The following is a 25,903-nucleotide window of genomic DNA, read 5'->3' on the forward strand; positions in this document are numbered from 1 at the left end:
TTCAGTGGCGTGGGCGGTGGTGGTCGGGTACCGACAGACGGGTGGTGTTCGGACGGCGTGGGCGTGCGCAGGCGGGTGGTGGGTGGAGTTGGTCGGGTTGAGCGGGACCACTACCCGTTGGTCGGTACGGCCCCGGGGCACGGCGGAACTTAGCTGACTGCCTGAGACAAAGCGCGGATGTCGGCCGGGCCGACTCGGCAGCAGCCGCCGATGTATGTGGCTCCGGCGTCGAGCCAACCTGAGGCGAGGCTCGCGCTGTTCGATGCGTCGCCGGTCCAGCGGCGTCCGCCCGCGTCCCACGACTCACCACTGTTGGGGTAGGCAACGGCCGGTTTGCCGGTGACTGCGACGGCTGTTTCGACCGCGGTCTGGACGTCTTCTGGTGCGCAGCAGTTGATGCCTACTGCAACCACCTGGTCGACGGCGGCTACTGCGAAGGCGTCGGCCAGCGGCTGACCGGCCCGGGTTTGCGAGCCTGCGATCGAGTAGGAGAACCAGGCCGGGAAGTCAAGCTCGCGCAGCAGGTCTACCAGCACGATCGCCTCGTCCACATCGGGGATCGTCTCGATCGCCAGCAGATCGGGACCGGCACCGATCAGCAACTCCAGCCGAGGGCCGTGGAAGTCCCTCAGGGTCGCCGCGCTCACGCCGTACCGGCCGCGATACTCCGAGCCGTCCGCGAGCACAGCGCCGTACGGCCCGACCGATGCCGCCACCAGTCCGCCCTCGGCATACGAGTCGCGGGCCTCGCGGGCGATGCGGACGCTGTCGCCGATCAACCGCTCAGCCTCGTCCCGCGCGACTCCGAAGCGCCCGAAGCCCGCCACGCTTGCCTGGTAGCTCGCGGTCGTGGCCACCATCGCGCCGGCTTCGTAGTACGCGCGATGGACCGCGGCGATCTCCTCCGGGGCGTCCCGCAGCAGCCGCGCCGACCACAACGCGTCGGAGAGGTCGTTGCCCCGATCTTCCAGCGCGTTGGACATGCCGCCGTCGAGGATGATCGGCCGGTCAGATGCCATGGATCAGCTCGAAGACCTCATTGGCGCAGCCCCAGGACAGCGTCACGCCGGAGCCGCCGTGGCCGTAGCAGTGGATGACCGGCTCGCCGGTGGTGGTGCGGACGAGTTCGCAGCGGATGGTCGGGCGGGACGGGCGGAGACCGACACGGTGGCGGAGGACCTTGGCCTTGCGGAGTTGGGGGACCAGTTCGGAGGCGCGGGCGATGATCTGGTCCGCGGTCTTCGGGTCGACGGCGAGGTTCCAGTTGCCGGGCTCGCTGGTGCCGCCGACAACGACGTCCTTCTCGCGCGGGATGACATAGGTGAGGTCGTCCGGCGCCCGGTCGGCGATGAGCCAGTCGGTCAACCCGCACTGCTCGACCGTCATCACCTGCCCGCGGATCGGCGTGACAGTCGGGTCCGACGCCGTGAGGCGGGCCCCGAGACCGGTGCAGTTCACCACCACGTCGGCCGTGGTGGGTAGCGCGGACAGCGCCGCGCGGGTCAGCGTGCCGCCGGCGTGCTCGAGGCGCTTGACCAGCGACTGCAGGTAGAGCGGCATCTCCATCACTGGCGCGGTGAACGACCACCCATCCTCGAACCCGGTCGGCGGTGACGCGACCCTCGTCAGATCAGGCAGTACGTCGGCCCAGCGCGGATCCGGCATCCGGTGCACCAGGAACTCGCGCCCGTGCCGCATCCGGACTGACGGCTCGATCTCGGCCAGCTTGGCGAACTCGTCGTACGACGTCCTGGACCAGGCGGCGACGCGGTCCTCGGGCGCGGACAGGTACGGGTACCAGATCGCGGCCGCCACCGCCGACGTCGTCTCCAACGGCAGGTCGCGGCCGAGGACGGCCACGTCGTACCCACCCTCGGCCAGCCGGACGGCGCAGCTCAGCCCGATCACGCCCGCACCCACCACGATCACGCGCATTCACACATTGTGACGCGTGCGTCAATCCAGGTCGACTGCCAGCGAGTAGAAGCGGGTGATCTGGGTGGCGCCGTTGTTGTCGTCCGACAGCAGATACAGCTGCCGCCGGCCACCGGGCAGGTAACCGCCGAGGGCGAGGGCCTCCACGTTGTCCAGCAGCGGGTTCGGCTGCGGCTGCTTGGCGACTGCACCCGACGGCGGGCAGTTGACCAGGTCGAACAGCAGCTTCTTCTGCAGGAACACCTTGTCCGGCGCATCCGCCAGCGAGGCCTGCGCGGTCACGTCCGCGGCGCGACGCAGCGACACGGTGAACACGCGGATCGTGTTGCCCACACCCGGTGTGAAGGTGCGCTCCATCGACACCAGCTCGTCCCGGTCCACCACGGCCAGCTCGACCAGCGACAGACCCGGGTCGGTCTTGTAGGCGTACTGCGCGACCGGCGTGTAATCGTGTCCCGGCAGGCCGGCGTACCGGATGATGCGGTTCCGGCCGGGGCCGTCGGGAGCGAGCGGCCCTTCCATCCCCGCGAACAGCGACAGCCCGTCGCGCGACACCGCGAGCGACTCGAAGGTCGCGTTGGTCGTCGCCTCACCGGCCGGCGCGACCTGGAACCGTGCGGGCACAGGCAGCGAGCCGAGCTGCAGCCCGTCCGACAACCGGAACCGGCGGATCGACGGCTCCCGCTCGGACGTCGCGAGGATCGTCCGCTCACCCCGCTCGACGACCAGTCCTTCGCCGTCGAAGTCGGCACCCGTGTACGGCGTACCGTCCGGCCGCCGCAGGATCGTCATCCCGTCCACGCTGACCGTCGGCTTGCTGCTGATCTTCAGGTCGAAGACGCGCGCCGGCGTGGTCGCGACGTTGTCCACCAACGCCACCGCGCTGTCCCGGCCGGTCACGTTGAGCGCGGACAGTCCGGCGACCGGCTGGCCGTCGAACGTCGTCTTGTCCAGTGCGTCGCTGAACCCGAGGAACCGTGCGTCCGGCGAGCAATCACCACCACCACTGACTGGCGTTGCCGAAGCGGTCAACGTGGTGGTGAGAGCGGTCAGGACAACAGCAGCGGCGAGTGGCTTCTGCCAGCGCATTGACATTCCTCCGGCGAGGTCTGGACGACTGCAACCGATCGAAACCTACCCCGGGCAACACCAGGTGAACATCAGCGCACCAGACAGGGCCGCTTCGGGTCGAAGGACCAGTCCTTGATCAGGTACTGCATCGCGATCGCGTCGTCCCGGGCCCCGAGCCCATGCGAAAGATAGAGCTCGTGCGCGGCCTGCAATGCCTCCCGGTCCAGTACGACGCCGAGTCCAGGAGTCGTCGGTACGGCGATCGCACCGTCGACGATCTGCAGCGGCTCCTTTGTCAACGCCTGACCGTCCTGCCAGATCCAGTGCGTGTCCAACGCGGTGACGTCACCCGGCGCGGCCGCACCGACGTGGGTGAACATCGCCAGCGAGATGTCGAAGTGGTTGTTCGAGTGCGACCCCCAGGTCAGCCCGAAGTCGTTGCACAACTGCGCCACCCGCACCGACCCGGCCATCGTCCAGAAGTGCGGATCTGCCAGCGGGATGTCGACCGCACCGGCCCGGATCGCGTGCGCCAGTTCGCGCCAGTCGGTGGCGATCATGTTGGTCGCCGTACGCAGACCTGTTGCCCGCCGGAACTCCGCCATCGTCTCGCGGCCGGAGAACCCCGGCTCGGCGCCACACGGGTCCTCGACATACGCGAGTACGTCGTCCAGCCCCGAGCACAACGCGATCGCCTCGCGCACCGGCCAGGCGCCGTTCGGATCGACCGTGATCCGCGCCGACGGGAACCGCTTCGCCAACGCGGTCACCGCCTCGATCTCCTCCGCGCCGGCGAACACGCCACCCTTGAGCTTGAAGTCGGCGAACCCGTATCGCTCCTGCGCCGCCTCGGCCAACGCCACCACCGCGTCCGGCGTGACCGCCTCGGCGCGCCGCAACTGCGACCACCGATCACCGAACCCGTCACCGGTCAGATAAGGCAGATCCGTGCGGGCGGGATCACCCACATAGAAGAGATAGCCGAGCACGGGCACGCTCTCTCGCTGCTGCCCGTCGCCCAGGAGCTCAGCAACCGGTACGCCGAGATGCTGCCCGAACAGGTCGAGGAGCGCCGACTCGATCCCGGTCACCGCGTGCACCGTCGTACGCAGGTCAAAGGTCTGCAGACCACGGCCGCCGGAGTCGCGGTCGGCGAACGTCTGGGACACCGTCCGCAGGAGCTGGCGATAGCGCGAGATCTCCTTGCCCACCAGGAACTCCGCGGCCTCGGAGATCGTCGACGCGATCTTCCCGCCACCGGGGACCTCACCGACCCCGGTGTTGCCGGAGCTGTCGGTCAGGATGACCACGTTGCGGGTGAAGAACGGTCCGTGCGCGCCACTCAGATTGAGCAACATGCTGTCGTACCCGGCAACGGGGACGACCTCGACGGACGCGATCGTGGGTGTCACTTGATCTTGCCGATCAGGTCGGTGAGTTGGGCGAGTTCTTCGTCGGTGAGGTTCTGCAGGGGTGGGCGGACCGGGCCGGCGGAGCGGCCGATCGCGGTGACGCCGGCCTTGACGATCGAGACGGCGTACCCCTTCGTCCGGTCTCGGATGTCCAGGTACGGAAGGATGAACTCGTTGAGCTTGCGGTAGACGGTCTCGCGGTCCTGGGCCAGCACGTCGGCGTAGAAACCGAGGGCGAACTCAGGCACGAAGTTGAAGATCGCCGAGGAGTAGGTGCTGACGCCGAGCTGGAGCAGCGGCAACGCGAAGGTCTCCGCGGTCGGCAGGCCGCCGATGTACGTGAGCCGGTCGCCGACCCGGGCGTAGGTGCGGGTCATCAGCTCGATGTTCCCGACACCGTCCTTGAGGCAGACCAGGTTCTCGTTGCGGTCCGCGAGCTCGGCGACGGAGAAGTCGTTGAGGATCGCGTTGGCCCGGCTGTAGACGGTGACGCCGAGCGACGTACTGCGGCAGACGGCGGACACGTGCTCGATCAAACCACGCTGACCCGCTTCGGTCAGGTACGGCGGAAGCAGCAGGACACCGTCCGCACCCGCGGCGTCGGCGGCCTGGGCCTGGGCGATCGCGGTCGCCGTACCGCCCGTGGCCGGGGCGATGACCGGGAGCTTGCCGTTGACCTCGGACACCGCCGCGCGGACGACGGTGTCGATCTCGGCCGGGGTGAGTGAGAAGCCCTCCCCGGTGCCGCCGGCCGCGAACAGGCCGGCCACGTCGTACTGGCTCAGCCAGGCCAGGTGCTCGCGGTACCCGGTCTCGTTGAAGCTCAGGTCGTCGTTGAAGTGCGTGACCGGGAAGGAGAGGAGCCCGGTCTTGAGCTGAGCGGCCAGTTCGCTGGGGGAGTAGTGGGTCACGCGGTCAGGCTAAGAACCCGTTCAGATGCCTGTCCAAGATCATTTTTGGATCTATTGATGCTCTGGGAGCATCGTGAGCACGCGGTGCAGGACCGGGTTGGTCGAGGCGCGGTTCCAGATCGCGTGCAGTTCGACCGGCTCTCCGGGTACGCCGACCTCGCAGAACGTGACCCCCTCGACGCCGAGGCTGCGGGCCGAGGCGGGCACCAGAGCGACCCCGCGGCCGGCCGCGACCAGCAGGATCACGGTCAGGATCTGCTGCACCCGCTGCTCGATCCGGGGATGGGCGTCGGCCAGGAACCGGACTGTCAGTTCGTGGAAGTAGCGGGCCTGGGTCGGCGAGTAGCTGATCACCTGTTCGCCGGCGAAGTCGGCCGGGGTCAGCGGCCGGCCGAGCAGGGCGAGCCGATGATTGCCCGGGACAACGGCACACAGCGGCTCGCGGAACACGACCCGCGAGTCGAGCACCTGCGCGTCGAACGGCGGCCGGCCGAGCCCGAGGTCCAGTTCACCGCGGAGCAGGCCGTCGATCTGCGCCGGGGTGACGCGCTCGTGCAGGATCACGTCCACGTCCGGCAGTTCCTCGGACATCCGGCGAAGGAACGGGCCGAGGGTCCTGATCGCGGAGGTCGCGGTGAACCCGAGGCGCAGTGTCCCGGCCGCGCCCTGGTCGACCCGGCGGGCCAGATCACCGGCGGTCTCGACCAGCGCCAGCACCCGGCGCGCCTCGGTCAGGAAGGCCCGGCCGGCCTCGGTCAGCACCACGCGACGGTTGTCGCGTTCGAGCAGCTGGACCCCGACCGCACGCTCCAGCTTCTGCACCTGCCGGCTCAGCGGGGGCTGGGTCATGTTGAGCCGCTCGGCGGCTCGGCCGAAGTGCAACTCCTCGGCGACCGCCACGAAGGCGCTCAACTGGTCGAGCGAGAACATGATTCCCGAAAGGTATCACTCGATGCCTTATCGGCCTTGGACACGCATTATCGGGCCTCCCTACGCTCACGGCAATCGGCCCGCCCAAACACTCCCCGCGAAGGAGGAGGATCTCCGATGATGTCCACCCAGCTGAGCCGCCGCGCCCTGGTGAGCGCGGCCGCCGGCCTGACTGCTTCCGTCGTACTGACCGCTTGTGGAGGAGTGAAGACGACCTCCACCGGCGGTGCGGGCGACTATCCGACCGGGAACATCCAGATGAGCGTCGGCGCCTCGCCCGGCGGCAGCACCGACCTGATCACCCGGGCCATCGCGGAGGGACTCAGCAAGGAGCTGGGTGTCTCGGTGCCGGTGGTGAACAAGCCCGGTGCGAACGGCGCGCTGAACGCCAAGGAACTGCAGTCGGCCAAGCCGGACGGGTACAAGATCGCCGTCCAGAACGCGTCGCTGTTCACCATCACCCCGCTCGCGGTGTCCGCGAACGAGGCGGTCAAACTCGACGACTTCGACCTGATCGGCGGCATCTCCCAGGACGACTACCTCCTGATCGCGCCGCTCAGCTCGGGCTACAAGTCCATCGCCGACCTGAAGAAGACCGGCAAGAACATCAAGTACGGCACCACCGGTGTCGGCACCGGCGCGCAGCTTGCGTCCACGCTGGCCTTCAAGCAGGCCGGCATCCCGGCCACCGACGTACCGTTCGACGGCGGTGCCCCGGCGCTGACCGCGCTGCTCGGCAGTCAGGTCGACGTGGCAACGATCCAGGTCGGCGACAGCATCGAGCAGATCAGGGCGAAGAAGGTCGTCCCGCTGGCGGTGTTCTCGCCCGAGCGGATCAAGTTCCTGCCCGAGGTCCCGACCGCGAAGGAACAGGGGTACGACGTCGTCGTGTCGCAGTACCGGTTCCTGACCGCGCCGAAAGGTACGCCGGACGACGTGAAGACGAAGCTGGCCGAGGCGGCCAAGAAGGTCTACGCGACCGACACGTACAAGAAGTTCAACGACGGGCATTGCCTGACGCCGATCGAGGTCACGCCGGACGAGGTGCGCAAGATCCTCGACGAGTACGCGACGAAGTACAAGGCACAGCTCGACCAGTACGGCATCTCGCTGGCGGGCAAGAAGTAGATGTCCGAAGTCTTCGACGAGGAGGCGCTGAAGGCGGAACTGGCTGAGGACCGTCCGCCGCCCGCCGGGCCGTGGTCCCAACTGGGTGCGGCAGTCGTCACCGGGCTGATCGGTCTGGCGGGCTTGATCGGTTCTTTGAAGCTCGGGCTCGGGCAGCTCACTCAACCCGGGCCGGGCCTGTGGCCGTTCGTGGTCAGCGTCGTCATCACCGTGTTGTCGGTGGTGCTGGCGCTGACCGGGCGGCAGGGGACCGACACCGAGAAGTTCTCCCGGGCCAGCGTGAGTACGGCGATCGCCGTACTCACGCTGGTGCTGCTCGCCTTCGCTCTCCCGCTGATCGGGTTCGAGATCCCGTCGCTGCTGCTGACGTTCGTGTGGCTGCGGTTCCTCGGCAAGGAGTCGTGGGGGTTGTCGATCATCATCAGCGTCTGCACGGTGGCCGCGTTCTATGTGTTGTTCGTGCTGCTGTTGCAGATTCCGTTGCCAAGGCTGATCTGATGGACTTCTTCAATCCAGTGGTCGACGGCTTCGGCGTCGTACTCCAGCCGGCGAACCTGCTCTACTGCCTGGCCGGTGTGGTCATCGGCATGCTGATCGGCGTGCTGCCCGGTCTCGGCCCGGCCGCCACCATCGCCATCCTGCTGCCGATCACGTACGGCGTCGAGCCGGTCTCCGCGATCATCATGCTGGCCGGCATCTTCTACGGCGCCCAGTACGGCGGCACGATCACGTCCGTCCTGCTTCGCCTACCCGGTGAAGCCTCCTCCGTGGTCACGGTCTTCGACGGTTTCGCCCTGGCCAAACAAGGCAAGGCCGGTACGGCGCTCGGCATCGCGGCGATCGGGTCGTTCATCGGCGGCACGGTCTCGATCATCGGGCTCACGCTGCTGGCGCCGTTGGTGGCCGAGGTGGCGCTCGACTTCGGTCCACCGGAGTACGCCGCGCTGTCGCTGTTCGGCGTACTGCTGGTGGCTACCGTGGGCAACGGCGGCCGGCTGAAGTCGGTCATCGCGGCCGGGCTCGGGTTGCTGCTGGCAACGGTCGGGCGGGACACGTTCACCGGCGCCAGCCGGTTCACCTTCGACAGCCTGAACCTTGCTGACGGCATCGACTTCGTGCCGATCGCGATGGGGCTGTTCGGACTCGGCGAGATCCTCTACAACCTGGAGGAGCGGCACCACAAGGTGCAGGCGCCGGCCAAGGTCGCGAACGTGTGGCCGTCGCGTCAGGATCTGCGTCAGTCGCGAGGTGCGATCGGTCGCGGTTCGGTGATCGGGTTCGTTCTCGGCGTGCTGCCGGGTGGTGGCGCCACGCTCTCGTCGCTGGTCGCCTACGCGGTGGAGAAGCGGCGGGCCAAGCAGCCGGAACGGTTCGGTCGCGGCGCGATCGAGGGTGTCGCGGCGCCGGAGACGGCGAACAACGCGGCGGCCACCTCGTCGTTCATCCCGTTGCTGACGTTGGGTATCCCGGCCAACGCGACGATGGCGCTGATGTTCGGCGCGCTGCTGATCCAGGGCATCCCGCCGGGACCGCAGTTGGTGTCGGAGCACCCGGACCTGTTCTGGGGCGTGGTCAACTCGATGTACATCGGCAACATCCTGTTGCTGATCATGAGCATCCCGATGGTCGGGCTGTTCGTCCGGATCCTGCGGGTGCGGCCGGCGATCCTGGCGCCGATCACGGTGCTGATCACGCTGCTGGGTGTGTACACGGTGGCCAACCAGGTGTTCGACGTCTTCCTCGTGATCGTCTTCGGTGTGGTCGGCTACCTGATGAAGAAGTTCGGGTTCGAGCCCGGGCCGCTGGTGCTGGCGTTCGTACTCGGCAGCGTGATGGAGATCGCGGTCCGGCAGTCGTTGCTGATCTTCGGCGGCAACCCGGCCGGGTTCTTCACCCGGCCGATCTCGGGGACGGTGCTCGTGGCGCTGATCGTCGTACTCGCGCTGCCGGCCGTGCGGTACGTCGTACGCAAGAAGTCGCGGGACAAGGAGCTGGTGTGAGCAAGGTTTCCCGGGTTGAGATCACGCCGGTCGCGTTCGCCGACCCGCCGCTGCTCAACGTGGTCGGGGTGCACGAGCCGTTCGCGTTGCGCGCGATTCTGCAGGTCCACACCGACAGCGGGAGCGTCGGGCTGGGGGAGACGTACGCCGATGACGCTCATCTGGTCCGGCTCCGTGCGGTGGCCGACGTACTGCCGGGGCTGGACATCTTCGACGTCAACGGGTTGCGGCGGCTGGTGGTCGACGTACTGACGGCCGGCGAGGGTGCTGCTCAGGTCGGCGGAATGCTCAACCTGCAGGACCCGGCGGATGTCGTGCTGTCGCCGTTCGAGGTCGCGCTGCTGGATCTGCAGGGCAAGGAGGTGGGGCGGCCGGTCGTCGACCTGCTGGGTGGCGCGGTGCGGGAGTCGGTGCCGTTCAGTGCGTACCTGTTCTACAAGTGGGCCGCGCATCCGGGTGGTGAGCCGGACTCCTGGGGTGCGGCTCTTGATCCAGCTGGAATCGTTGATCAAGCACGATCAATGGTTGATCACTATGGATTCACAGCGATCAAGTTGAAGGGCGGGGTGTTCGAGCCGTCGCAGGAGGTCGAGGCGGTGCGCGCGCTGGCGGCGGCGTTCCCGGAACACAAGCTGCGGATCGATCCGAACTGTGCCTGGACGGTCGAGACCTCGGTGCGGGTGGCGAAAGAGCTCGCCGGCGTGATCGAGTACCTGGAGGATCCGACCGAGACGATCGACGGGATGGCCGCGGTTGCCGCGCAGATCGACATCCCGCTGGCGACCAACATGTGTGTGATCGCGTTCGCGCATCTGAAGCCGTCGGTGCTGGCGGACGCCGTGCAGGTGGTGCTGTCGGATCACCACTACTGGGGTGGGTTGCGGCGGTCGCAGTTGCTGGCCGGGATCTGCGACACGTTCGGGATGGGGCTGTCGATGCACAGCAACTCGCATCTCGGGATCAGCCTGGCCGCGATGACGCACCTGGCCGCGGCCACGCCGAATCTCACCTACGCCTGCGACACGCACTACCCATGGAAGACCGAGGACTTGATCAAGCCGGGTGTCCTCTCCTTCGTCGACGGCAGCGTACGAGTGCCGGACGGACCCGGCCTGGGCGTCGAGCTGGACCTCGACGAGCTCGGCCGGCTGCACGAGCAATACCTGTCGGCCGGCATCCGCAAGCGCGACGACACGTCGTACATGCGAACCGTGGAGCCGGACTTCACCCCGAACACGGCTCGGTGGTAGCGCGCCGCTTCCCGGCCGCCTTCATCGAGTGGAAGGAGACGGTTGCCGGTGAGCGCTCTCCAACACCACGGTCCACACACTCGATCACCCGAGTGCACGGTGGCTTCGGTGGCGCGTGTGCGGGTGCACGTTGGCTTCGGTGGCGGGCGGGCGCGGGGTTATTGCTGGAGGCGGTGCCGGGTGTTCGACAGGTGCACCCGGGCCGCAGCCCGGGCGGCCTCGGGGTCGGAGCGGGCGATCGCGGCGTAGATGTTCTCGTGCTCGAGCGCGACCCGGTTGAGGTGGGCGGCGTCCGACATCTCGTAGGCCGGGTCCAGGCGGGTGCGCGGCAGCATGATCATCATCGGGCCGAGTGAGCCGATCAGCTCGCGGTAGAAGCGGTTCCCGGCCGCCGCCGCGACCTTGAGATGGAACGCGAAGTCCGCCTCGACCGACCGGCTCGGATCGTCACCGATCCGCCGGAAGTCGGCCAGCGCTCGCTCGATCGCCTTCAGTTGATGATCGGTACGGCGCCCCGCCGCCAGCCCGGCCGCCTCGCTCTCCACCCCGATCCGGAAGTCGAGTAACTCCAGCACATCCCGATGCGACCGCACCTCCCGGAGCCCGGAGGGCCGTTCCGGGACCTCCAGCACAAACGATCCACGCCCCTGGAAGGTCTCCACCAGCCCAGCCGCCTGCAACCGCGACACCGCCTCCCGCACCACCGTCCGACTCACTCCGAACTCCTCCACCAACGAGCTCTCCGCCGGCAACTTCTCCCCAGGAGAAATCGCCCCACTGAGAATCCGCTCCTTCAACCGCTCCACCAACTCATGCGCCAGCCCCCGCCCGCTGCCACGGTCCAGATCGCGCGCGCGATCTGTGGTGGGGGTGGTGGCGGTGGGCTTCCCCACTTGCGCGTGGAGCGGGCGCTTCTCCGCGCTCATGGGGTGCCGAACTCGCACGCGTCTACCGTCCAGGCGGCGCACTGGTCGGAGGCGGTGAAGCCGAGGCCGGGGCGGTCGGGGACGAGCATGCGGCCGTCCAGGGTTTCCAAGCGCTCGTTGAACAGGGGGTTGAGCCATTCGAAGTGCTCGACCCACGGCTCGCGAGGGTACGCCGCCGCCAGGTGGAGGTGGATCTCCATGGCGAAGTGGGGCGCGAGTTGGAGGCCGTTGTGGTCGGCCAGGGCGGCCAGCCGGAGGAACGGGGTGATGCCGCCGATCCGGGGTGCGTCCGGCTGGATGATGTCGGCGGCCCGAGCGTCGATCAGGCGGACGTGTTCGGTGACGCTGGACAGCATCTCGCCGGTCGCGATCGGGGTGTCGAGTGCGGCCGCCAGTTGCGCATGTCCCTCGGCGTCGTACGCGTCGAGCGGTTCCTCGATCCAGACCAGGCCGAACTCCTCCAGCACCCGCCCGATCCGCAGTGCCGTCGGCCGGTCCCACTGCTGGTTGGCGTCGACCATCAGCGGTACGTCGTCGCCCAGGTGCTCGCGGACGGCGCGGACCCGCTCGAGGTCGATCCGGGTGTCCGGCTGGCCGACCTTGATCTTGATCCCGCCGATCCCGTCCGCCAGCGACTTGGACGCGCGTTCCTTGACCTCCTCGATCGGCGCGTGCAGGAACCCGCCCGAGGTGTTGTACGCCCGGACCGAGTCGCGATGCGCCCCGAGCAGTTTGGCCAGCGGCAGTTGGGCCCGCTTCGCCTTCAGGTCCCACAACGCGATGTCGATCGCCGCGATCGCCTGCGTCGCCACCCCGGACCGGCCGACCGACGCGCCGGCCCAGAGCAGCTTGTCGTACACCTTCGCGATGTCCGACGGATCCTCACCGATCAACCCGGCCGCGACCTCCTTCGCGTGGGCGTACTGCGCCGGCCCACCGGCCCGCTTGGAGTAGCTGAACCCGATCCCGCGCTGGTCCTGCTCGGTCGCGATCTCGGCGAACAGGAAGACGATCTCGGTCATCGGTTTCTGCCGGCCGGTCAGCACCTTGGCATCGCTGACCGGCCGGTCGAGCGGGAGGACGACGGACGAGAGACGGACGTGGCGGATCTGATCACTCGGCATCCAGTCATCATACAAGTCATCAACCTGTCTGACGACTAGACGAGGATCAGCCGAACAGCTTCCGCCACCCCCGCTTCGTCCACTTCCAGGACCACCGGGCCACGTTGCGGTGCTGCTTGTAGAACCACTTGTGGAACCCGACGTAGCCCCGTTTGTAGCCGTTCCACAGCCACTTCGCCTTCTTCGCGGCCGCCTTGCCGAACCGCTTGAGCGGCCCGACCCAGAAGAGCAGGTCCGACTTCCACTTCTTCTTCTTTTTCTTGGCCTTCTTGCCGTCGAGGTCGAAGGTGTCGACCGGATCGGCGCAGGTGTACTCGTAGGCGTTGCAGCTACCGCCGTACACCGGATCGGTCTGCAGGAACCGACCGGTCACCGGGCTGTACAGCCGCACTCCCATCAACACCAGACCACCCGGACTGTCCGCGGCGCGCTGCTCACCACCGAGCCACCCGTACCGCTGCTTCCCGACCGCCTCCGGATCCCGCGAGACGCCGTACTCATCGGCCTCGCTCGTCGTGGACAGCCAAGTGTCCCCAGCGTGGATGGTGGCAACGACGTCCCCACTCAGGTCGGTGACCAGCCACTCCGGCACACCGCTGTCACTGTTGACGACTGCGGTCAACCCTGCGAGCCCGGCGACGTACCGAGTGAACCGGTCCGTTCCTTCCTGCGTCCAGACCGGCTTGTCGTCGTCGCTGTCGTAGTGCTGGGTCTTCTGCTCGACCACACCGGTCGCGTTGTCGGTCCACGAGCGGATCCGATCACCTGCGACGTCGATGGTGTAGTCGGTGGTGCGTCCGCCTTGCGTGATCGTGTCGACGAGGTCGTTCGCGTGGTAGCCGATTGTCGCGGCTCCAGCAGCGGGTACGCCGGTGTCGACGGCCGGAACGGTGGTAGTCCGTCCCAGCGCGTCGTACGCGTAGCCGGCTGACGTCACGCGGTCAGCGGCGTCGTACGTCCAGCCACGAGTAGAGGCAGCGGTGCCCGACTGGCATGAGCCATCCGCTGCCGGTGCGTACTGCGAGCTCGTCAGACGGTCGGCGGCGACGTTGAAGCCGTAGGTGCGAGTCGTGCACTGTTCACCCACGGTGTCTTCCACCGCGGTGACCCGACCAGCCTTGTCGTGCGTGTAGCTCTGGCTGGACAGCGTCGACACCCGCTTCGCTGTCTGACCATGCGGTGTGCGGGTGAGCGACTCCCGGAACAGCACGCAGTCCGCTGCTGCGCACCCCGGCTTGCTATAGGTGAGACCGGCTTCGTTCCCGCTTTCGTCGTACGACGTCTCGACCTTCACACCGTTCGGCCACGTCTCGCTCGTCAGTCGGCCGTCCGCGTCGTAGCTACCCGAGTAGGTGCCCGCATCGCCATCGTCGACCGCAGTGAGCAGACCACGTGCGTCGTACGAGTAGGTGCGCGTGGTCTTGCCGTCGAAGCTGGTAGCCACCCGACCGAGCAGGTCATATCCGGTCGTCGAGACGTTGCCGTCAGCATCCTTGTATGACGTGAGCTGTCCGAGCGTGTCGTAGCCGCGCACGACCTCCGCCGTGACCGTGCCACCCACGACAGACTGGCTGCGCAGTAGGTCACCCGTCACCGCGTCGTACACGTTGCGCTGGATCGGCACGGCCGTTCCGATGGTTGCCGACACGGCCGTCTCCAAGACCCGCCCGGCGGCGTCGTACGACGTGGTCGTCGTCCGCAGCGTGCCCGCACTGGTCTTCTCGGTCTTCACCCGCGGCTGGTGATAGACGTCGTATGTCGTCACTGTCACGGGCAACTCTGGACCGCTGGTCGGCTGACCACCCGGCTGCACTCGGCAGGGCAGGTTGGCCCACTCCGGTCGCAGGTCGCACTCCGGATAGCCAGAGCCGCTTGTGGCCCGGTAGTAGATCGTCTTGCGGGTGGCAGGCGTGTTAGTCGTCGTACCGCCTGCGGCCTGGGTTGTGGACGTCACGAGCCCGGTGACCGGGTCCAGGGTGTTGCGGACGGTCTGGCTGAGTCCTCCGGGGTCTGTGGTCGTGACAGTCGGTTCACGGAGCGACCAGTTGTAGCCGGTCGTGGTGACCCGGCGGTCTGCCTCGATCGCGGTGCCGTTCGTCCCCCAGTGCCGGACCAGGGTCTCCTCGGTCGTGACCAAGTCGTACGGCCCGCCGGTGGCCGGAGCGCCCTGGTCGTAGGTGCTGCGCACAACCTGCCGGCCACGCGTCAGGGTGCCGTCGGCAAGTTGTACGTCGGTCTCGGGCTCAGCTGTGGTCTCGAGGCGCAGCCCGTCCAGCGAGTAGGTGTTCAGCGTCGACCTCGCCAACGCCACCACTGCGCTGTCACTGTCGTTCAGCGCAAGCGCTCGGTTCTCTGCTGTCAGTGAGCGGATCACGTTGCCGAACCCGTCGTACCAGTTGGTGCTGATGGTGCCGCCAGGCTTGGCCTCGTTGACCAATCGGCCGTTGGCGTCCAGGTAGCTCACCGTGGTCCGGCCCCAACCGCCAGGAGCTTCGTCGGCCGGAGAGATCGCAGTGGCGTCCGTGGGTGCCTCGAGCTGTCCCCAGCGCTTGGTCTGCTCAGGTGACAGGTCGTGCGGTGCACCTGCGCCGGACAGCGGCACCTTGTAGCCAACTGTCGTCGTAGCAGTCGACCGAGTGACCTTGTGCAGCCGTCCGGCGCCTACGTCACCGCCCACCGTCGTGTAGCTGAACTGCCACGGCTCCTGACCGGCAGGCTTGACCGAAGCCAGCACCCCGTCGGCCTGGTAGGTGTAGGTCTCCTTGCCTGCCGACCCCACCCGCGGATCCCACTGACCACGAAGCCGTCCGGTGCTGTCGTACTCATACGCAGCCATCGGCACAGTACGCATCGCAGCGGTGTCAGGATCCCAAGCAGTAAAGGAGATCTGCCGAACCCGCCCGGCGTAGTCACCAAGGGTCGACCCGGTCGCAGTGGTTGCGGTCGCGTACGTGAAGCTCAATGCCCGGCACCCGCGCGAGAGAGTGGTGCAGTTGACACCGTCCGGCACCGGCGCCAGCATCTGCGTCGGCCGGACGACCTCGGTGCCCCCGACAACGACCTTCTCCCACACATAGGTCGTCGTCTGATTGCTCCCGGGCTGTGTGGTCGCCGTTGGGTAGTAGGTACCAGCCGCAGAACCAGTCACCCGCGAGAACGTCACCGACGTGCCATCGTGATCGGACAGCTTGTAGGAGTCGGTCGCGCTGGCGTAGGTCAGCCGAAGGAACTCCTGCCCGACCTCTGGATCGAAGTCGGTGCCGTTGCGAGCGGTGAAGCCCACAGTGTCCCCGTCAGGCAGCCCCACCTGCACCAGCGACCCAAACACTCCCAGCGAGGTGTACGGCGTCTCCGCCTCGTCAACCAGCGCACCAGAGATCCAGCCCGGACCGAACATGCCGGACTGGTCGGTCTGACCGGCCCGGCGGGTGTTGTACGTCCGGCTGACCGTCAGATCGCTGCCATAGGCATCAACCGTGACATCCGCGTCAGACATGGTGAAGTTGCCCGTCAGCAGGTTGACCTCACCAGGCCCGACCACACTGGCAGCAGCACCCGCCAGATTGCGGTCGAACGTCAACTTCACCACGCCCGAGGAGGCCGCCGTACCGCCGGTGAAGGAGCCGCGAAGCTGCACGGGTCCATCCCGGGGAATCGACTGCGCATCGGCGGCGGCCAGGGTCGCCTCGAGGTTCCAGTTGAGCTTCGGGAACTCACCACCACCGGAAGTCGACAGCGGCCAGCTGACAGCGCCACCACCGGCAGCCACCGTCACGTGAGCCGCAGGGACGGTCGTCCACGCGTCGGTGTCGCCGCGACGCCACTGGTAGGTCACCCCGGTCGCTGTAGACCGACCGACGCCGACGATCGAGGTCTTCGCCGCACTCACATCACCGTTCCTCGGCGCGATCACGGCCCCGCCACCGACGGAGAAGTTGTACGACGTCAGCGGCGACCGATTGCCCGCACGGTCACGCGTCCGTACCCACAACGTGTGCGGCCCATCCGCGGTCGGCGTGATCGACACCGAGGCGGTTGCACCACCGTTGACGACCTGATCAGGTGGATTACTGTCCACGCCGTACTCGTAGGCGACGACGTCGGACACCCCCGATGCGCCGAAGCTGAACGTCCCGGCGATCCCCGATCCGCCCGACCACTGTCCCGCCGGGTAGGTCGTCGAGGACACCGTCGGAGCCGATGACGGCGCGACGGTGTCGACGGTGAACTCGCACCACGGCGACCAGTCGCCGGCCGTCGTACCGTCTGATCCTTGCGCTCGCCAGGCGTAGCTGCCGCCTTCGGTCAATGGCCCGACAGTTGCCGCGAGCCACGAACCGGACGCGCCCGGACCAGCGGTCGCAGTGCTGCTGGTTCCGCCGACAGGCTTCCATTCGAACGTCGCGGACACCTGAGCGCCGACGCCGTCGCTGATCTGCGCGCGCAACTGTGGATTGAGGCTGCGGATGTACGGGCGGTCGGCGCCGGTCGCACACACGGTCTCGGGTGCGGTCGCCTGCGCGTTCACGGCCGTCTTGGTCTGGTAGACGATCGTGACCGACGGCGGGTTGGACGCGGCCTCGCGGGAGTTGAACCGCTTCCAGCCGTAGCTGTCGGTCTCGTTCGCGGCCAGCACACCGATGGTCGTCTTCGACAGCCGGTTCGCCGCCGTGTGCTGGAAGGCGGCAGTCACCGGGATCGTCACCCAGCCGTCGCCGCACGAGCTGGAGAACCCCTTGGTCTGCGTCGACGTACCGACCTTCTCGATCCAGGTCGGCTGGTTCGACCACCGGACGGTGTTGGTCACGTCGGGCGTGCGCCAGGCCTGCCACTCCTTCGCCGTACAGGAGAAGGAATGGTGTTCCCACAGGTTCAGGGTGGCGGACTGGATCTGCTTGTCCCACAGCCATTCCTGGTTGTCGAACCGCAGGTACGACCTTGCCTTGGTGGAGCCGCCGTCGTACGTGCCGATCTTCAGTTCGGTCGTCGTCGACTGGTCGCTCGTGAAGGTGTTCTGCACGAAGGTGTCGAAGTTCGCACCCAGGGTCTGCGTGGTGACGTTGGCGGCCGGCACTGCGTCGGCCTCGGCTGCTGGCGCGGCTTTGGCCGGCAGCGTGTCGAGTACGGCGGCGGTCAGGGCCAGACCGGCGATGATGCCGATCCAGCGGGCCGATCGTCGAGTCGGATACGGCCGCGAGAAACAGGTCCGGGGATACGGCATGGGCTGACCTCTCTGGGGCGGGGCGGTCGGCTCCAGGGTGGGATGCCGCGACCTCGCCCGGACAGGTCAGAAGTGGACAGTTTCCGGTACTGGCCAACGCGCGTTTGATCCTGCGTTAACAGCGCGGATCCACACCGGAAACAACCACCGGAAAGGCTGCAGCCCATGGCCGCCGAAGAGTTCACTATGGAGAGCCTGTTCCGCTCCCTCGACACCGACCGGACGAATGTGGTCTGGAAGTGGAAGCTGCTCGAGGAGCTGAAGGAGTCCGGGCTCGCGAATGACGATCCACGGGTCGAGCGCGCCGTCAGCGAGGCACTGAGCGCCGGTCGCCCCTTCGAGCCGGGACAGCCCGAATGGCTGGAGTGGGAGCAGTTCGCGAGCGTCGCCCAGGAGCCCGTGATCGCGAAGGCGCTGCAAGGCCGGCTGGTGCTGCCGCACTCGGAGTTCGCGGAACTCAGCCAGGGCATCACGCAGATCTACGGAGATCTGCTGGACAACCGGGACGGCCAGGTCGCCCAGTACATCCCGACCCTTCGGGACGCCGACCCGGACAAGTTCGGGATCGCGATCTGCACGGCGGACGGCCAGGTGTTCCAGATCGGCGACACCGACGTCGGGTTCAGCATCCAGTCGACCTCGAAGGCGTTCAGTTACGCCATGGCGCTGACGCAGCACGGCCCCGAGGGCGTGCACCAGTGGGTGGGCCAGGAGCAGAGTGGCGGGACTTTCAACGACTACAAGCTGTCCCTGGGCGCGGGCCGCAAGCCGCACAACCCGATGATCAACGCCGGGGCGATTGCGACCCTCGCACTGGTCGATCCCCTGAGCGAGGTGAACCAGCGGTTCGAGGGGGTCAAGAAGACCTTCGCCCAGATGATGGGCAAACCACCGGGCTTCGACAACCAGACGTTCCTGGCCGAGCGGGACACCGGGCACGGGAACCGCGCGCTGGCCAGCCTGATGGCCGCCGAGGACATGCTGATGGTGGACCCGAAGGACCCTGACGGCCCCCGGAAGGCGGCCGACTTCTACTTCCAGATCTGTTCGCTCGAGGTGGACGCACAGCGTCTGGCGGCGGCGGGTGCCACCCTGGCGAACGGTGGTGTCGCGCCGTACTCGGGTGAGCGGGTGTTCTCCGCGGACACCGTCGGGCGGGTGCTGTCCGTGATGCAGCACAGCGGCATGTACAACGACTCAGGCCAGTTCGCCGATCAGGTCGGCCTGCCGTCCAAGAGTGGCGTCTCGGGCAACGTGATGATGGTGGTGCCGGAGAAGCGGCTCGCTGTCGTGGTGTTCTCGCCACGGTTGGACGAGGCGGGCAACTCCGTGCGGGGCGTCGAGGTCTGCCGCCGGCTGGTCCACGACTTCGACCTGCACCCCTACCGGCGGCAGGGCGCCGAGCGCGGGCGGGAGGCCGGTGCCACGTGGTCCGGCCCGCAGGCAGGGCCGGCACCCTTCGAGCGCCGGTCCGACCCGGCGTACCTCGCCTTCGGCGGAGTACCGGCGCCGAAGTCTCGTGCTGCCCAGAGCGCAGGTTCCCCGAGCACTGCGACACCGGCGGCCTCGGAGCCGAAGGGCACCGGCCGGCACCGCAAGGTCAACGAGATCGGATAGCCGGACCGCCAGGCCATCACAACGCAGCAGCCCCCGCCACGGTGAGCGTGGCGGGGGCTGCTGCGTTGCGATTGTGATGGCTTGGCGGTCCGGACCTACTCGACCGTGACCGACTTGGCCAGGTTGCGGGGCTTGTCGACGTCGTGGCCGAGGGCAACGGCTGCGTAGTACGCGATGATCTGCAGCGGGATGGTGAGCAGGATCGGGTCGAGCTCCGGCTCGTTCTTCGGTACGACGATCTTCGCCGCCACCCCGTCCGGCACCTCAACCCCCGGGTGCGTCACGACGTACAGCGGACCGGAGCGGGCCCCGATCTCGTGCAGCGCTCCGATGTTGCGGTCGAGCAGCTCGTCCTGCGGCACGATCGCGACACTCGGCACGTCCGGCGAGATCAGCGCCAGCGGGCCGTGCTTCAGTTCCGACGTCTGGTACGCCTCGGCGTGCCGGTAGGAGATCTCCTTCAGCTTCTGCGCACCCTCGCGAGCGACCGGGTAGCCGCGGGTCCGGCCGACGAAGAACAGGCTCTCGTGCTGGGCCAGCTTGCCGGCGATCTTGGCCAGCTCCTCCTCCTGGGCGACGATCTCGGCGATCTGCGCCGGGATCTTCTTCAGGCCCTCGATCAGCCGGCGGCCGTCGGCCGGCGAGACGTCGCGGATCCGGCCGAGGTGGATGCCGAGCATCGCGAACGCGACCGCCATGTTGGTCAGCGCCTTGGTCGAGGCGACCGAGACCTCCGGGCCGGCGTGCAGGTAGACGCCGCCGTCCACCTCGCGGGCGATGCTGGAGCCGACCGCGTTGACCAGGCCGATCACCCGGCCGCCCTTGCGCTTCAGCTCCTGGACCGCGACCAGGGTGTCCAGCGTCTCGCCGGACTGGCTCACCGCGATGTACAGGGTGTCCCGCTCGACCACCGGGTTGCGGTAGCGGAACTCCGAGGCCGGCTCGGCGTCGGCGGGGATCCGGGCCACCTCCTCGATGAACTGCGCGCCCATCTGGCCGGCGTAGTACGCCGAACCGCAGCCGAGGATCTTGACCCGCTTGATCTCCCGGGCCTCCCGCGCGTCCATGTTCAGACCGCCCAGGTGGACGGTGTGGAAACGCTCGTCCAGGCGGCCGCGGATGGCCCGGCCGACGGCGTCCGGCTGCTCGTGGATCTCCTTCATCATGAAGTGCTCGTGCAGGCCGCGCTCGTACTCGTCGGCGGTCCACTCGACCGTGCTCGCGGTCTTGGTGGTGGACCGGGCGTCCTGGGTGAAGGTGCGGTAGCCGTCGGCGCGGACGGTCGCCAGCTCGCCGTCGTCCAAGTACACGACCTGACGGGTGTAGCGGATCAGCGCGGCCGCGTCGGAGGCCACGTGCATCTCGCCGTCGCCGATGCCGAGGATGAGCGGGCTGCCGTTGCGGGCGACCACGATCCGGTCCGGGAACTCCAGGTCGATCACCGCGATGCCGTAGGTGCCCTCGATCCGGCGCAGGCTGGCCAGCACCTTGTCCTCGAGCGTGTCGCCCTCGGCCTGCTCGATCAGGTGCGCGAGCACCTCGGTGTCGGTCTCGGAGCGCAGCTTGACGCCGGCGTCCTCCAGTTGGGCGCGCAGCGCGGCCGCGTTGTCGAAGATGCCGTTGTGGACGACGGCGATCCGCTCGTTGCCGCTGACATGCGGGTGCGCGTTGTCCTTGCTCGGGCCGCCGTGGGTGGCCCACCGGGTGTGGCCGATACCGAGCTTGCCGCCGAACCGCTTCGGCAGCGACGCCTCCAGCTCGCGGACCCGGCCGGCGTCCTTGTGCACCTTCAGCTCACTCGACCCGAGTACGGCGACACCCGCCGAGTCGTAGCCGCGGTACTCCAGCCGCGCCAGTCCGTCCACGAGGATGGGCGCGGCCGGCTTGGTGCCGACGTACCCGACGATTCCGCACATGTGTTCATGCCTTTCGGAGGTTGTCGAAGGAGGGCCCGCCGCTCGGCGGACGCACGTGTCTGTGCCCGTCAGCCGTAGACGATCCGTCGGAGCTGGCGGGCGGAGAGTTCGGGTGAGCGGACCGGCCAGTGCCGGAGCTCGGTGCCGAGCCGGGCGAAGATCTCGTCGTTGCGGGCACCGTAGGTCTGCAGCTCACGGTGCCGGCGCCGGACGTATTCCTCGGTCGTCTCGGTGAAGTAGGCCAGGACGTCGGCGACCACGCGGCGCGCGTCGTCCGGCGGAAGGCCGGTGGTCCGGCTGATCTGTTCGGCGAGTTCGTCCTCTGGTCTCGAAACCGCCGCACTGATCACCCGTCAACTGTGCAGCGTTTCGCGGGTCAAAGCAAAGGATCTGCCCGAAATCGGGCAAATTTCGCTGTTTCGGCAACAGGTGATCACACCGGTACCGGGCGTGGACCTTACTCCTGCCGTCCAGCCCGAGGGAAATCCCTCGCTCGGCGCGCCCGGTCTTGCCGGTGCCGGAGGCCGAGCGTAGGACTGGCACTGTATCGGGACGACCCTCGGGGCTGGGGTTCGGCCGCCCCGGCGATATCCGCTCGACTGGGGAGGGTCCCTGTCATGCACCGATCAACCGTCGTGGTCGCCCTCGCGGCCCTCGCACTGGTCACTGCCGGCGGCGCCACCGCGACCGCTGGGCAGACGGCCACCACACCGCTCCGGGGCGGGTCCATCGCCCTGTCCGGGGCCGACGCCCGCGCCTTCGCCGTACCGTCGGGGATGGTGAAGCTCTGGACGGCCGATCGGGCCGGCGGCGGTACCCAGACCCGCTATCAGCAGATGGTCGGTGCCGCGCAGGTCCTCGGCGGTCAGGTGACCGTCCTGAAGGACAAATCCGGCCGGACCGACGCCGTGATCGGCGCGTACTTCCCAGGCCTGAAGGCCAAGAACAGCGCGACCGTGTCCACCGCGAGCGCCCGCGGCATCGCGGCCAAGCGGGTCGGCACGGCCGGTAAGTGGTCGTCCAGCCTGAAGATCGACCCCAGGGACGGCCGGCTCTTCCACCAGATCGTCAGTCAGCGACCCGATCAGCGCTGGGTGCAGTGGGTCGACGCCTCCTCCGGTGCGGTGAAGAAGCAGTACGACGCTGTCGCGCACGGCGATGGGACCGGTGTGAAGGGCGACACCAAGGTGTTCTCCACGACCCGGATCGGCGGCACGTTCTTCCTGCGCTCGCAAGACAAGCGTCAGGAGACCTACGACGCGGGCAACAAGCAGGTCCTGCCCGGCACGATCATGACCGACGCAGACGACCACTGGAACTTCAACCTGCCGACGTGGCGGTCGCCGAGCCAGGCGCCCGGCGTGGACGCGCACTACTACGCGAACGTCACCGACGACTTCTACGCCGAGGTCTTCGGGCGCAACAGCATCGACGACAACGGCATGACGATCATCTCGACCGTGCACTTCGCCAACCGGTACTGCAACGCGTTCTGGAACGGCGAGCAGATGACGTACGGCGACGGCGACGCCAAGACCTGCCTCCCGCTGTCCGGCGGTCTCGACGTGGTTGGGCACGAGCTCACCCACGGCGTCACCGAGTTCACCTCGAACCTCATCTACGAGGACGAGTCCGGTGCGCTGAACGAGGCCTTCAGCGACATGATGGGCAACACGATCGAGTTCTACGCGGCTCAGCACGGTCTGGACCCGGCCGGGTCACCGGACTGGCTGATCGGCGAGGACGTCATTCTGACACCCGACATCAGGCCGGGCTTCCGGAACATGGGTGACCCGCAGGAGGATGCGGATCCGGACCACTACAGCGAGTTCATCGTCACCGAGGCGGACAACGGCGGCGTGCACTCCAACAGCGGGATCCCGAACCACGCCTACTACCTGGCCGTCAACGGCGGCAAGAACGCGGGCTGCGCCCCCGGTAGCCTCAGCGGTCACACGCACACGCTGGACTGCAACGTGACCGTGCCGGCCATGGGGCTGGCAACCGCGAGGTCGGTGTTCTACCAGGCGTTCACCAGCCTGCCCGAGTTCGCGAACTTCTGCGACGCCCGCAACGCCACCGCAGCGGTCGGCGGTGCGGCCGGTGCGGCTGCCTGGGATGCCGTCGGTGTCCACGCCGGATGTACGCCTGCCACACCGCCTCCGCCACCGTGCGTGGGTGACGAGGACGCGGAGATCCCGTTCGAGTCGCCGCACCCGTACGGCAACAACGGCGACTGCACCTGGACCTACGACAACGGGACCGGCGGATTCGCCTTCCACTTCAGCCTGCTCGACACGGAGAAGAACTTCGACTACGTCATCGTGTACGACGGTGAAGGCAACGAACTGGCCCGCTACACAGGCCTGGACCGCAACGGCGCCACGTCACCGTGCATCAGCACCCCGACCGGCTCCGTCCGCCTCACCACCGACGGATCGGTGGTCGCCCAGGGCTTCACGGTGGACGCGGTGGTCGCCTGCTGACTAGAACAACCGGAGTACGTCGGACTCCATGCCGCGGAGGGCGTCGTAGTCGACGGTCAGGCACTCCAGGCCTCGGTCGGTGGCGAGGACCTTGGCCTGGGGCTTGATCAGCTGAGCGGCGAAGATGCCGCGGACCGGGGCGAGCAGCGGGTCGCGGTTCAGGAGTTCGACGTACCTGGTCAGCTGCTCCACGCCGTCGATCTCGCCGCGGCGCTTGATCTCGACCGCGACATGCGCGCCGTCGGCGTCGCGGCAGAGGAGGTCGACGGGCCCGATCGCGGTCGGGTACTCGCGCCGTACCAGGGTCCAGCCCTCGCCGAAGGTGTGGACGTGCTCGGCGAGCAGTTCCTGCAGGTGTGCCTCGACGCCGTCCTTGATCAGGCCGGGGTCGGTGCCGAGCTCGTACGCCGTGTCGCTGTGCACCTCCTCGAGCGTGATCCGGAGCTCCTCACCGGCTTTGTTGGTGACGCTCCAGACCCCGTCGGACTCGGTCAGCTTGCACGGCGGCGACATCCAGTTGAGCGGTTTGTAGGAGCCGCCGTCGGCGTGGATCAGCACGGAGCCGTCCGCCTTCACCATCAGCAACCGGGGTGCCATCGGCAGATGGGCCGTCAGCCGGCCGGAGTAGTCCACAGAACAGGTAGCAATCACCAAGCGCACGAGACAGCACCGTAGTCCACAACCGCCCCGTGACCTATGCCGCCTGGCCGTCGGTAGTGGCAGGCTGGTCGGCATGATGCCGAAGGTCAGCGAAGAGGCGGTCGCGAAGTACGACGCGGTCGCGGCGGGACTGGAGTCGGCCGGAGCGATCCGGGGCAGCATGTTCGGCATGCCCTGTCTCAAGGTCGGCAAGAAGGTGCTCGCCGGGATGTTCGGCGACGCCATGACGTTCAAGCTCCCGCCCGAGCCCCGGGAGAAGGCGCTCGCGCTGCCCGGTGTCGAGCCGTTCGACCCGGGGATGGGCCGGCCGATGAAGGAGTGGGTGGTGATCCCGCTGGCGCAGTCCGCGGTCTGGCCGGACTATGCCGCCGAGGCACTGGAGTACGTGCGCGGATGAACCTCATGTGCCCCGCGCGGATCCTGCTGTTGCCCGGCGATGTGGTGGAGGCGGTGGTCGAGGATCGGATCGCCCAGGTCTACGCGGGACCGTTCGAGGCGGCGGCCGGGGCGCGGCTGGCGGAGCGGCTCGGCGTGCGGCTGACCGTCGTACCGGAGCTGGTACGGCGTCCCGACGACGAGCTGCAGGCGATCGCGGACCTGCATCGAGGCGAGACCGTGGTCGTGCTCGGGGTGGATCTCGGGCTGCGGCTGCCGGCGATCGTCGAGCACAATGGCGACGGGTGGGCCCGGGTGCCGAGCGACAACGAGGTCACGCTGGCGACGTACGAGCAGGCCGCGGAGCGCTTCCGGGAGTCGATTCCGACCGAGCCCAACGCGCTGCTGATCGACCTGCTCGCCGAAGCCCTCGAGCCCGGTGCACGCGTGCTCGAGCTCGGCAGTGGGACGGGTCGTGACGCGATCGAGCTGGAGCGGCGCGGTTTCGTCGTACGGCGGACCGACGCGACGCAGGCGTTCCTCGAGATGATGCGCGCCGACGGGTACGACGCCGATCGGCTGAACGCGATCACCGACGATTTCGGCGGCCCGTACGACGCGGTGTTCGCCGACGCGGTGTTCCTGCACTTCGACCGGGCCCAACTCGCGGAGGTACTGCGGAAGGCGGCGCGGGCCGCTCCGGTGCTCGCCTTCGCCACCCGGGAGGGCAAGGGGGAGGAGTGGTCCAACCGGAACCTCGACCTGCCGCGGCACTTCGTCATGTGGCAGGAGGAACCGCTGCGCGACCTGCTCACCGCCGTCGGCTGGAAGGTCGAGCAGCTCAGCCGTGGTGAGTCGAAGATCGGGTTCTGGTTCCACGTGCTGGCGAGGCGCGCGTGATGCGGGCGGGGATCGTGCTGCTGACTAGCCGCGATCGAGCG

20 protein-coding genes are annotated in these 25,903 nt (G+C 68.0%); 8 read left to right on the forward strand and 12 right to left on the reverse strand.

The genetic code is table 11. From position 1 onward, the window contains the following. Positions 1–149 precede the first annotated feature (149 nt). The 6 genes from mmuM to V9K99_RS38235 all read right to left on the reverse strand — a co-directional run bounded on the left by mmuM (position 150) and on the right by V9K99_RS38235 (position 6,259). On the reverse strand, positions 150–1,019 hold the full coding sequence (mmuM, locus tag V9K99_RS38210; protein WP_337012076.1) for a homocysteine S-methyltransferase: 870 nt from the start codon (positions 1,017–1,019) through the stop codon (positions 150–152). Beyond that, positions 1,009–1,935, reverse strand: a complete 927-nt coding sequence (locus V9K99_RS38215; RefSeq protein ID WP_337012077.1) for an FAD-dependent oxidoreductase — start codon at positions 1,933–1,935, stop codon at positions 1,009–1,011. Before V9K99_RS38215 ends, mmuM begins: the two co-directional genes overlap by 11 nt. Before the next feature lie 21 nt (positions 1,936–1,956). Then, positions 1,957–3,024, reverse strand: a complete 1,068-nt coding sequence (locus V9K99_RS38220; protein WP_337012079.1) for an esterase-like activity of phytase family protein — start codon at positions 3,022–3,024, stop codon at positions 1,957–1,959. Positions 3,025–3,095: 71 nt separating this feature from the next. Further along, positions 3,096–4,418, reverse strand: coding sequence for an enolase C-terminal domain-like protein (locus V9K99_RS38225; RefSeq protein WP_337012081.1), 1,323 nt, complete (start codon positions 4,416–4,418; stop codon positions 3,096–3,098). Continuing rightward, positions 4,415–5,329, reverse strand: a complete 915-nt coding sequence (gene kdgD, locus V9K99_RS38230; RefSeq protein ID WP_337012083.1) for a 5-dehydro-4-deoxyglucarate dehydratase — start codon at positions 5,327–5,329, stop codon at positions 4,415–4,417. Before kdgD ends, V9K99_RS38225 begins: the two co-directional genes overlap by 4 nt. Before the next feature lie 51 nt (positions 5,330–5,380). Further along, a complete protein-coding gene (locus tag V9K99_RS38235; protein ID WP_337012085.1) occupies positions 5,381–6,259 on the reverse strand; it encodes a LysR family transcriptional regulator in 879 nt (292 codons plus the stop codon). A 117-nt stretch (positions 6,260–6,376) separates the two neighbouring features. Here V9K99_RS38235 and V9K99_RS38240 point away from each other — a divergent pair, with 117 nt between their 5' ends. From V9K99_RS38240 to V9K99_RS38255, 4 genes are read left to right on the forward strand one after another with little or no spacing between them, the layout of a single operon-like run. Further along, complete coding sequence (locus tag V9K99_RS38240) at positions 6,377–7,387, forward strand: Bug family tripartite tricarboxylate transporter substrate binding protein (RefSeq protein ID WP_337012087.1); 1,011 nt, start codon at positions 6,377–6,379, stop codon at positions 7,385–7,387. Next, positions 7,388–7,885 carry a tripartite tricarboxylate transporter TctB family protein gene (locus V9K99_RS38245; protein WP_337012089.1) on the forward strand — a complete coding sequence of 166 codons (498 nt, stop codon included), beginning with the start codon at positions 7,388–7,390 and terminating at the stop codon, positions 7,883–7,885. Beyond that, a complete protein-coding gene (locus V9K99_RS38250; protein ID WP_337012091.1) occupies positions 7,885–9,387 on the forward strand; it encodes a tripartite tricarboxylate transporter permease in 1,503 nt (500 codons plus the stop codon). Before V9K99_RS38245 ends, V9K99_RS38250 begins: the two co-directional genes overlap by 1 nt. Continuing rightward, positions 9,384–10,637, forward strand: coding sequence for a glucarate dehydratase family protein (locus V9K99_RS38255; RefSeq protein ID WP_337012093.1), 1,254 nt, complete (start codon positions 9,384–9,386; stop codon positions 10,635–10,637). Before V9K99_RS38250 ends, V9K99_RS38255 begins: the two co-directional genes overlap by 4 nt. A gap of 158 nt (positions 10,638–10,795) precedes the next feature. Here V9K99_RS38255 and V9K99_RS38260 read toward each other — a convergent pair whose 3' ends face one another. From V9K99_RS38260 to V9K99_RS38270, 3 genes are read right to left on the reverse strand one after another with little or no spacing between them, the layout of a single operon-like run. Continuing rightward, positions 10,796–11,530 (reverse strand): FadR/GntR family transcriptional regulator, encoded by a 735-nt coding sequence (locus V9K99_RS38260; RefSeq protein WP_337012141.1) that lies wholly within the window; start codon positions 11,528–11,530, stop codon positions 10,796–10,798. Between the two features lie 29 nt (positions 11,531–11,559). Then, positions 11,560–12,687, reverse strand: coding sequence for an L-talarate/galactarate dehydratase (locus tag V9K99_RS38265; protein ID WP_337012095.1), 1,128 nt, complete (start codon positions 12,685–12,687; stop codon positions 11,560–11,562). Between the two features lie 46 nt (positions 12,688–12,733). Beyond that, on the reverse strand, positions 12,734–17,908 hold the full coding sequence (locus V9K99_RS38270) for a DNRLRE domain-containing protein (RefSeq protein ID WP_337012097.1): 5,175 nt from the start codon (positions 17,906–17,908) through the stop codon (positions 12,734–12,736). A 165-nt stretch (positions 17,909–18,073) separates the two neighbouring features. Between V9K99_RS38270 and glsA the strand changes: the two genes are divergently transcribed. Continuing rightward, complete coding sequence (gene glsA / locus V9K99_RS38275) at positions 18,074–19,525, forward strand: glutaminase A (protein WP_337012099.1); 1,452 nt, start codon at positions 18,074–18,076, stop codon at positions 19,523–19,525. Positions 19,526–19,620: 95 nt separating this feature from the next. Here glsA and glmS read toward each other — a convergent pair whose 3' ends face one another. Further along, positions 19,621–21,441 (reverse strand): glutamine--fructose-6-phosphate transaminase (isomerizing), encoded by a 1,821-nt coding sequence (glmS, locus tag V9K99_RS38280; RefSeq protein ID WP_337012100.1) that lies wholly within the window; start codon positions 21,439–21,441, stop codon positions 19,621–19,623. Between the two features lie 68 nt (positions 21,442–21,509). After that, entirely contained in the window at positions 21,510–21,791 is a 282-nt protein-coding gene (locus V9K99_RS38285) for a hypothetical protein (RefSeq protein WP_337012102.1), read from the reverse strand. Between the two features lie 267 nt (positions 21,792–22,058). Here V9K99_RS38285 and V9K99_RS38290 point away from each other — a divergent pair, with 267 nt between their 5' ends. Next, positions 22,059–23,927 (forward strand): M4 family metallopeptidase, encoded by a 1,869-nt coding sequence (locus V9K99_RS38290; protein WP_337012104.1) that lies wholly within the window; start codon positions 22,059–22,061, stop codon positions 23,925–23,927. On the opposite strand, the gene nucS is transcribed toward V9K99_RS38290, so the two are convergent. After that, a complete protein-coding gene (gene nucS, locus V9K99_RS38295) occupies positions 23,928–24,587 on the reverse strand; it encodes an endonuclease NucS (protein ID WP_337012105.1) in 660 nt (219 codons plus the stop codon). Positions 24,588–24,660: 73 nt separating this feature from the next. On the opposite strand from nucS, the gene V9K99_RS38300 reads away from it, so the two are divergent. Both V9K99_RS38300 and V9K99_RS38305 read left to right on the forward strand, forming a co-directional pair. Beyond that, positions 24,661–24,984 carry a hypothetical protein gene (locus V9K99_RS38300; protein WP_337012107.1) on the forward strand — a complete coding sequence of 108 codons (324 nt, stop codon included), beginning with the start codon at positions 24,661–24,663 and terminating at the stop codon, positions 24,982–24,984. Beyond that, positions 24,981–25,862: a class I SAM-dependent methyltransferase gene (locus tag V9K99_RS38305; RefSeq protein WP_337012109.1), complete on the forward strand. Its 882-nt coding sequence runs from the start codon at positions 24,981–24,983 to the stop codon at positions 25,860–25,862. Before V9K99_RS38300 ends, V9K99_RS38305 begins: the two co-directional genes overlap by 4 nt. Positions 25,863–25,903 lie beyond the last annotated feature (41 nt).

Origin of the sequence: Kribbella sp. CCNWLW201 (assembly GCF_037203805.1) — a bacterium.
Classification (GTDB): domain Bacteria; phylum Actinomycetota; class Actinomycetes; order Propionibacteriales; family Kribbellaceae; genus Kribbella.